This window comes from Micromonospora globbae (genome assembly GCF_003610785.1).
Lineage (GTDB): Bacteria > Actinomycetota > Actinomycetes > Mycobacteriales > Micromonosporaceae > Micromonospora > Micromonospora globbae.
Genome location: NZ_RAQQ01000061.1, coordinates 1 through 7214, shown reverse-complemented (window position 1 = coordinate 7214; position 7214 = coordinate 1). Strand labels below are relative to the sequence as shown.

The window sequence follows — 7214 nt, the reverse complement described above, 5'->3', positions numbered from 1 at the left end:
GCCGCCGTCGGCTGCGGAAGCTGAACCGCCTTCTTCTTGTCTGCCATGACGTGGTCCTTCCCGGACAGGATCAACGTCCTGTCCAACGGACCACACCCAGGTCAAACACGGAAATCTACGCAGTCCCCCCTCGCAGTGATCACCGCCGTCGCTACAGAGGTTGAAAGGCCAAGGTTCGAGTTATCTCGGTGGCTCGGGTTCGAGGGTCATGCCGGTGCTGGCGAAGAAGCCGGCGAGGAGATCGGTCTGTTGCTGACACGCGCGTAGTCGACGTTTGACCAGTTGGGCGAGGTGGTCGACACCGCGGGCGGCGGTGTTGGTCAGGCCGCGTTTCATCCAGCGCCAGACGCCTTCGGTGGGGTTGAGGTCCGGAGCGTAGGCGGGTAACCGGATCACGGTCAGCCACGGCCGAGTGGCGATCAGGGCCTGCATGCGGCGGCTGACGTGGGTGTTCAGGTTGTCCCAGATCAGCACCATCGGTGCCTGTAGACGCTGGTGGGTCTGGTCGAGGAAGGCGATGTAGTCGTCCTCGCTGAAGCTACCGCGTTCGCCTGTACGACCACGGTGCAGCCGGGTTCGCCACATCAACCGTCCTCGCTGTCCGGGCTTGAGGCAGACCAGGCCGGCGATCGAGACCCGGCCGGAGCCCTTGCCGGATACCTCGACCACCGGCGTGTGCCCCCGCCGGGCCCACGTCTTGGCCACCGGCGGTCGCATGACCTGGCCTGCCTCGTCCTGGAAGCAGATCCAGGCGCCTTGCGCCGCCGCTAACCTCTTACCGACGGCCACCGCCCGCGATGCCAGCCGGTGATCGCTTCGGGATCGCGTTCGATCGCCCGACGAGTGGGAACCTGCTGGCTGTACCCGATGCGATGCAGCAGATAGGACACCCCGCGCAGCGTGTAGGAGACGCCGAAGCGGCGCTCGATCACCTCGGCCACCCGCGCGAGGGTCCAGCGGGCATCGTCCCAGCCGTGCGCGATCGGCCCTTCGTCGAGCATCCCGGCCAGCTGTTTCAGCTGCTCAACCGAGAGTTTGCAGTCCGAGCCTCCCGGCCCGGCCGACGCCAGAGCCTCCGTTCCGCCAGCAGTCCACTGCCGTCGCCACAGACGCACCGACTTCTCGGAAACCCGCAGCTCAGAAGCGATCTGCGCGGTCGGTACGGACTTCTCGAACATGGTCGCGGCCTGGATCCGGACCTTCTCACGCCGGACCCGGGCTGCCGCGTTCACGCCACCACCAGCCGGATACCTCATGCCTCCGACCTACCGCCCACATCGACCCAGATCACGCAGACACGCCGACGGACGTCAGCCTTTCAACCTCTGTAGCGAGCCGTTCCCGACGCCGCCCGTGACAGCGACCGCGGTCACGGACGCCGAGAGATCCGCACCCTGAAGATCCTGTCCATCTCCACCGGAATCGACTTTCCCCACGCCGCCCAAGCACTACAGATCCGACGCCGCCGACGCCGGCTCGACCAGCCGAAACGCTTCACCACCGAAACCGTCTACGCGATCACCGACCTCCGCGTTCACCAAGCCAGGCCGGAGCACCTCGCAGAGTGGATCCGCGGTCACTGGTCCATCGAGAACAAGGTCCACTGGATCCGCGACGTCACCTACGACGAAGACCGATCCCAGATCCGCACCGGCACCGGACCACAGGTCATGGCATCCCTGCGCAACGCCGCCATCGGCGCCCTACGCCTGACCGGCGTCACCAACATCGCCGCCGCCAACCGACACCACGCCCGCGACAGCAACCGACCACTGGCCCTACTCGGCATCACCTGAGGACATTGCCGGGGCCCTGGGGGAGGCGAGGTGCAGACGCCCCATTCACTCGCGCGCCGGGCACGGCGGCAAGCAGTATGGAATTGCCCTTTGTTCCGTAGAGAAAACTGATCGGCGACGATCTGATCACGGATCGGAAGGTTAGGGGTTCGAGTCCCTTCGGGCGCACAAACGATCAAGACCGCGACCTGCATTTACAGGGGTTGCGGTCTTTTTCTTTCCCATTTTTCTAGCCCGCTTGTCCCATGTGTCGGGACGGTGGTCTCCGTTGGTGCTCCTCTGGCCACTACCTGACGCATTTTGCCAATCATTGTTCTCGCTATTCGCCCGCGCGCGCTCTCCGACGGCTCGCACGGTTGCGCCCGGTCCATTGCGTTCCAGTGACGTCGATCTTCGTCGGTTGGCGGCGCAATTGCGGCCGCCGGCAGCCGTATGCGCGGTGGGAGCGTCGGACCTCGCTCAGCCCGACCGTCGCCGACGAGGCGCACCGCCCTAGATCGGCGGTACCTCCGCAGCTAGGCGGGCTGGACCTCGGCTGACGCCTCCTCGGGACGGACCCGTCCGCGCGCAGCCCCCCGGGTCGCGACGACCCTGCCCGGTTCGACCGGAGGCCGTCCTCGGCCTTGATCTGAAGAAATCCGCGATTATGGGTCTGCGGTCAGAAGATCTCTATTCGAAACTCAGTTTCGTATAGTTGCCTATCACCGTGACAGGGGCGTACTGTGCCATCTGTCCGACACAGTCTGGTTCTCGATAACCCAATCCGAGAAACACTCGATATTCGCCGTCGCGCAGGCTGCGGTTGCGTTTACACGACCACCTTCAAGGGAGCCGGTATGAGGCTCGCTCGCAATTCACCCTGCCCTTTTCCGCTGCCGCCCTGTCATCGTCTGCGCGAGCGGGCGCGTGCCCCGCCTTCGGCCGCCGCCACGCACCGCGGAGAGACACGGTTCGACCGACAGATCACCCGTACACAGCGGCGGGCCCACGCAGCACGAGTCCGGCTCCGCCGACATTCGCCAGATCACCGCGAGGTAAGAGATGCACATCAAACGCTCGGCGCGAGCGGCGGCGGCGATCCTCGCCGCGCTCCTGCTGATCCCATCCGCCGCGACGGCCGCGAGTGCCGCCGCCACGACACCCGGCACCGTCGCGCCGCAACCGCAGGCCCTCGGCTCCTCCCACACCCAGGACGCCTACTCCCCGTACGCCAACTACACCTCGAAGTGGACCAGGGCCGACGCGCAGCAGATCTTGGCGCAGTCGAATCCCAACGTGGCCCCCGGGCAGAATTCGTTGCCCCGTCGCCTGACGATGCCGGAGATCCCCGTCGACTTTCCGATCATGACCGACCAGGCCGGACGGCAGGTATGGGTCTGGGACACCTGGCCGCTGACCGACGGGCGAGGCAACCAGTACAGCTACAAGGGCTGGACGGTCATCTTCTCGCTGACCGCCGATCCGTACGCCGGTTACACCTTCGACGACCGACACACCCACGCCCGCATCAGCTACTGGTTTCACCGCGCCTCCGACGAGACGGCACCCTGGATCTACGGCGGACACCTCTTCGCCGACGGCGCCTCACCGGGCACGGCGGAGTGGTCCGGCTCTACCCGCATCTTCGAGGGAAACCGCATCAAGACCTTCTACACCTCGATGCGGTTCGACCCAGCACCGACCACCGCCAAAATCACGATGAGTGAGGGACGGATTCAGGCTGACGACAGTGGGGTGTGGTTCACCGGCTTCAGCCGGCACAACATCTTGCTTGAGCCGGACGGGCGCTGGTACCAGACCGGCGCGCAGAACCCGTTCTTCTCCTTCCGTGACCCGTTCACCTTCACCGACCCGGCCCGCCCCGGCAAGACCTTCATGGTGTTCGAGGGCAACACCGCCGGTGTGCGCGGCGAGTACCAGTGTCAGCAGTCGGATCTCGGCAACAGCGGCGAAACCCCAGCGGACGTCACCGCCAGAGGCGCCAACTTCCAGTTGGCCAACATCGGTCTGGCGGTCGCCGACAACCGGGAGTTGACCCGCTGGCACTTCCTCCCACCGATCCTGTCCGCCAACTGCGTCAACGACCAGACGGAGCGACCCCAGTTCGTCATCCGCAAGGTGGGCAACCGGTGGAAGTACTACTTGTTCACCATCAGTCACGCTTTCACCTACGCCGCCGGTCTGCGCGGTCCCGACGGTGTCTACGGCTTCGTCGGCAATGGCATCCGCAGCGACTTCCAGCCTCTCAACCGGGGCGGGCTGGCGCTGGGCAACCCCACCGATCTCAACATCAGCTCCACCGATTCCCGGCAGAATCCACGCCAGTTCCAGGCGTACTCGCACTACGTGATGCCCGGCGGGCTGGTCGAATCGTTCATCGACAACGTCGAGGGTCGTCGGGGCGGCACGCTCGCCCCGACGGTCAAGATGGACATTACCGGCACCCGAACCGCGGTTGACCGGTCGGTCGGTGACGGGGGTCTGCTGGGCTACGGCTACATTCCCGCCAACACCGACATCAGTCCACCAGGTGGCTTCGTCCGTCGGTGATCGCATCGATCCGACCCGCCGGCGTGGCGGTGACACCTGACCGCCGAGCCGCAGACGGCGCCCGACGCATGTCGCGTCGGGCGCCGTGCCTGCGCCCTCGAACGGGTCACCTGGTCACTGACGGGCCGTGCCGGAGAGCAGGGCGAGACCGGTCTCTGGGTCCACCTGCTTGGTGAGTTCGGCGGCGACCTCGGTGATGATGACCTCCAGGGTCGGCCACACCTCCCCCCGCAGCAGATGACCCCCTACGGTCGAGCCGTCACGACGGCCGAGCACCGTGTGCATGTGCAGTGCCGGCTGACCCTGGTTGTCGGCGATGTCGCCGAGCAGCGAAAGAACCTCGACCTGCTCCGGTACGGGAATGTGGACGTAGTCGCGTGACTGGCGGTCGAAGTAGCCCACCTCGGCGGAGTGGAAACCGCCGACAGCGGTGATTCGCGCTCCGCGGATGTCGTACTGAGCTGCGGTGTCGTGAATGGCGGTGACCGCGTCCTCGCCCTTGTCGACGGCAACCACCAGCACACGCCGGCCGTCATCGGTCAGTTCCATCATCTTCATGTTCATGCCTTCCTGGTCACGACCGGCGGCACGGGCCGCCGCGGGATGGCTCAGCCCTGCGCGATCGTCGCGAGACCGGTCTGCTGCAGGAATCCGAGGTTGTCCTCGACGTGCCACTCTTGGGTGATCTTGCCGTCGTCGCCGAGCTGCTGGACATCGAGCGCGTCGAAGGTGACCGCCTGTCCCCGACCCTGGACACCGTTGTAGGTACCGGTGAAGTGACCGTGGTAGGTGACACGTGCGGTGAAAAGATTCCCGGTGACGTAGATGGCGTGCAGATCGAGGGTCAGGTCTGGCATGGCGTCGCGCAGCCCGGACGAGCCCGCACGCGGCCCCTGCGGGCCCTGTGGCCTGCCCGGCGGGAGCATGTTGTCCCGAAAGGACGGCGACAGCGCCTGGTCGAGATAGCTTTGCCGGCCCGTGTTCCAAAACGTGTAGAGCAACTGCGCCGTGCGGATGATCTGAACGGCACGTTCCTGTGACAGGCCGCCGTCGACCTGCACAATCTCCGGTACGACGAGTTCGCCGCCCTGATCCGCCAGGCGGGAAGCATCGCCCTGCGTACCCTGACCGGTCGGCCCGCGATTGGCGTTCGCGTCCCGGTGGTCCTCGTCCGCGTGGACGGGCGGCGGCGTCCACCGCGCAGTTTCGCTGTCGGCCGGGTAATCGATGCCACCCGGATACGTCTGTAGTTCGATCAGCGTCCCCCAGGGGGCACGACAGTAGACGCTGCCGTTCCCGGGTGTCTGCTCATGGGGCGAGTTGCCGTGCACCTCCGACAGCATCTGGGCACCCGCGTCGGCAAGCCGGCGGGCGGACGCTTCGATGTCGTCGACGTAGAGGGCCAGATGGTTGAGCCCGTAGTCGGTCAGCAACGCCGCGCGTTGGTGATCGGCGCCGCTGGTCTCGAACAGCTCGATGCTCGGCCCGGCGCCGATCTGCACCAGACGCTGTCGGGTGATCTTCGACCCTGGTGGCATGCCGAGTTGACGTTCGGTCTCGGGCCCCTGCCGGGGCGGCATGTCCCGCGTCTGGGTGTCGTAACACACCTTGGCGTCGAACGCCTTGCGCAGAAACTCGGTGGCAGTGTCGATGTCGTCGACGCTCATACCCACATGATCGATGCCGCGGGGACGGGGCTGTGGCTGCGCCATGTCGATTCGCTCCTCCGTGGGATCGTCTGCGTACCGGTAGGACTTGGTGCGCATCTGTTGTTCATGGCCGGTATACCCCCTGTCGCGGCGTTCTCACGGACCGGGCCACGACGGGCCCCCGCCGGCGCCTGGCACACGGTTCGGCCTGCGGGTGCAGGAGTTCGCGGCAGCGGCCCGGTTGTGGGGCGTGACCGCGGGTAGGCCAGGTAATGCGCTGGCACATCTGGTCACGACGACGTGGCGACCGGCATGGCGACGTCCACGCCGACCGCGCCGACGAGTTGTTGCAGCGGTGGCGCGACAGGGGGAAATCGACCGAACAGAACAGGCGACGACAGGTCAGCATCTATCTAATCGTGGCGGTGCAGTCGGGCATCGCCGCAGGCATCGCCCGGGCCGTGGCGCTGAAGAGCGGCGTGAGTGAGAATCCGGTGTTCGCCCCGATCGCGGCGGTGGGCACGGTCGCTGCGGCTGCCGGCCGGCGGCCGCGCCGTACCATCGAATTGATCATCGGGGTGGCCCTCGGCAGGGTCAGGAGCACACCCCGGCCGATGAACGCGACGGCGACGATCACGGCCAGCGCAGCGATCAGACCGGTCTGCCACGGCCCCGTGCCGACCACCGCGAGCAGTCCGTCGCCGGCGGCGATGCCGATCGCCACCCGCAGATCAGCTGGACCGACCGTAGGACGCGCTCACCCACCGAAGCCGCCACGGCGGCGACCGCGAGAATCGGCGCGAACGTCGGTGACGCGTTGCCGAGCAGACTTTACGCGGCCCACCACGCCAGTGCCGCGGCGAGCCCGGCCTGCAGCGCCAGGATCGAGTAGACGCGCAGTTGCCGGAGTCGTACCCGACCGGTCTCGGTGGCGAGGCCCCGCAACTGCCGCAACGACTCCTCGATGTGCCGTTCTCCGGCGGTGTCCGGCCGGTGCTCAAGCCTCGCGGGTCGCGCCCTGAACACGTCGGCCCTCCTCGGTCCGGTGGCTGTCGCGCCACGCCCGTTGGAGGGCCGCGTGGTTGTCGCGCACTAAGGGCTGTCTCGTAACTGGATGGAGTGGTTGCCTGCGCCGGGCTTCTCGGTCACCAGGTCAAAGCGATGTTGTGCAGATTGGCAATGCCGGAAGCAGCATCGGTCAATGTGTGGGCGGCGCGGC

The 7214-nt window shown here is 66.6% G+C and carries 7 protein-coding genes and 1 pseudogene; 2 read left to right on the top strand and 6 right to left on the bottom strand.

Annotated features, from left to right (window positions below; genetic code table 11):
* Positions 1-180: 180 nt before the first annotated feature.
* Positions 181-789 carry a transposase gene (locus D7I43_RS31930; RefSeq protein ID WP_120332276.1) on the bottom strand — a complete coding sequence of 203 codons (609 nt, stop codon included), beginning with the start codon at positions 787-789 and terminating at the stop codon, positions 181-183.
* A complete protein-coding gene (locus D7I43_RS31925; RefSeq protein WP_225319901.1) occupies positions 768-1232 on the bottom strand; it encodes a winged helix-turn-helix domain-containing protein in 465 nt (154 codons plus the stop codon). Before D7I43_RS31925 ends, D7I43_RS31930 begins: the two co-directional genes overlap by 22 nt.
* Positions 1233-1361: 129 nt before the next feature.
* Between D7I43_RS31925 and D7I43_RS34215 the strand changes: the two are divergent.
* Together D7I43_RS34215 and D7I43_RS31915 are read left to right on the top strand one after the other, a co-directional pair.
* Positions 1362-1796, top strand: a pseudogene (locus D7I43_RS34215) (ISAs1 family transposase); the annotation flags it as partial.
* A gap of 1041 nt (positions 1797-2837) precedes the next feature.
* A complete protein-coding gene (locus D7I43_RS31915; protein WP_120332275.1) occupies positions 2838-4346 on the top strand; it encodes a glycoside hydrolase family 68 protein in 1509 nt (502 codons plus the stop codon).
* Positions 4347-4460: 114 nt separating this feature from the next.
* Here the strand turns inward: D7I43_RS31915 and D7I43_RS31910 are convergent, their stop codons facing one another.
* The 4 genes from D7I43_RS31910 to D7I43_RS31895 form a co-directional block, all read right to left on the bottom strand.
* Entirely contained in the window at positions 4461-4910 is a 450-nt protein-coding gene (locus D7I43_RS31910; RefSeq protein WP_204985341.1) for a PPC domain-containing DNA-binding protein, read from the bottom strand.
* A gap of 44 nt (positions 4911-4954) precedes the next feature.
* Positions 4955-6058 carry an ester cyclase gene (locus D7I43_RS32940; RefSeq protein WP_262419228.1) on the bottom strand — a complete coding sequence of 368 codons (1104 nt, stop codon included), beginning with the start codon at positions 6056-6058 and terminating at the stop codon, positions 4955-4957.
* A 346-nt stretch (positions 6059-6404) separates the two neighbouring features.
* Positions 6405-6719, bottom strand: coding sequence for a hypothetical protein (locus D7I43_RS31900; RefSeq protein WP_120332274.1), 315 nt, complete (start codon positions 6717-6719; stop codon positions 6405-6407).
* 107 nt (positions 6720-6826) lie between these two features.
* Complete coding sequence (locus D7I43_RS31895; RefSeq protein WP_120332273.1) at positions 6827-7021, bottom strand: hypothetical protein; 195 nt, start codon at positions 7019-7021, stop codon at positions 6827-6829.
* Positions 7022-7214: the final 193 nt, after the last annotated feature.

Coding starts and splice junctions, on each gene's coding strand:
- D7I43_RS32940 (WP_262419228.1), bottom strand. CDS start 6,058: ATGGCGCAGCCACAGCCCCGTCCCCGCGGCATCGATCATGTGGGTATG.
- D7I43_RS31910 (WP_204985341.1), bottom strand. CDS start 4,910: ATGAACATGAAGATGATGGAACTGACCGATGACGGCCGGCGTGTGCTG.
- D7I43_RS31915 (WP_120332275.1), top strand. CDS start 2,838: ATGCACATCAAACGCTCGGCGCGAGCGGCGGCGGCGATCCTCGCCGCG.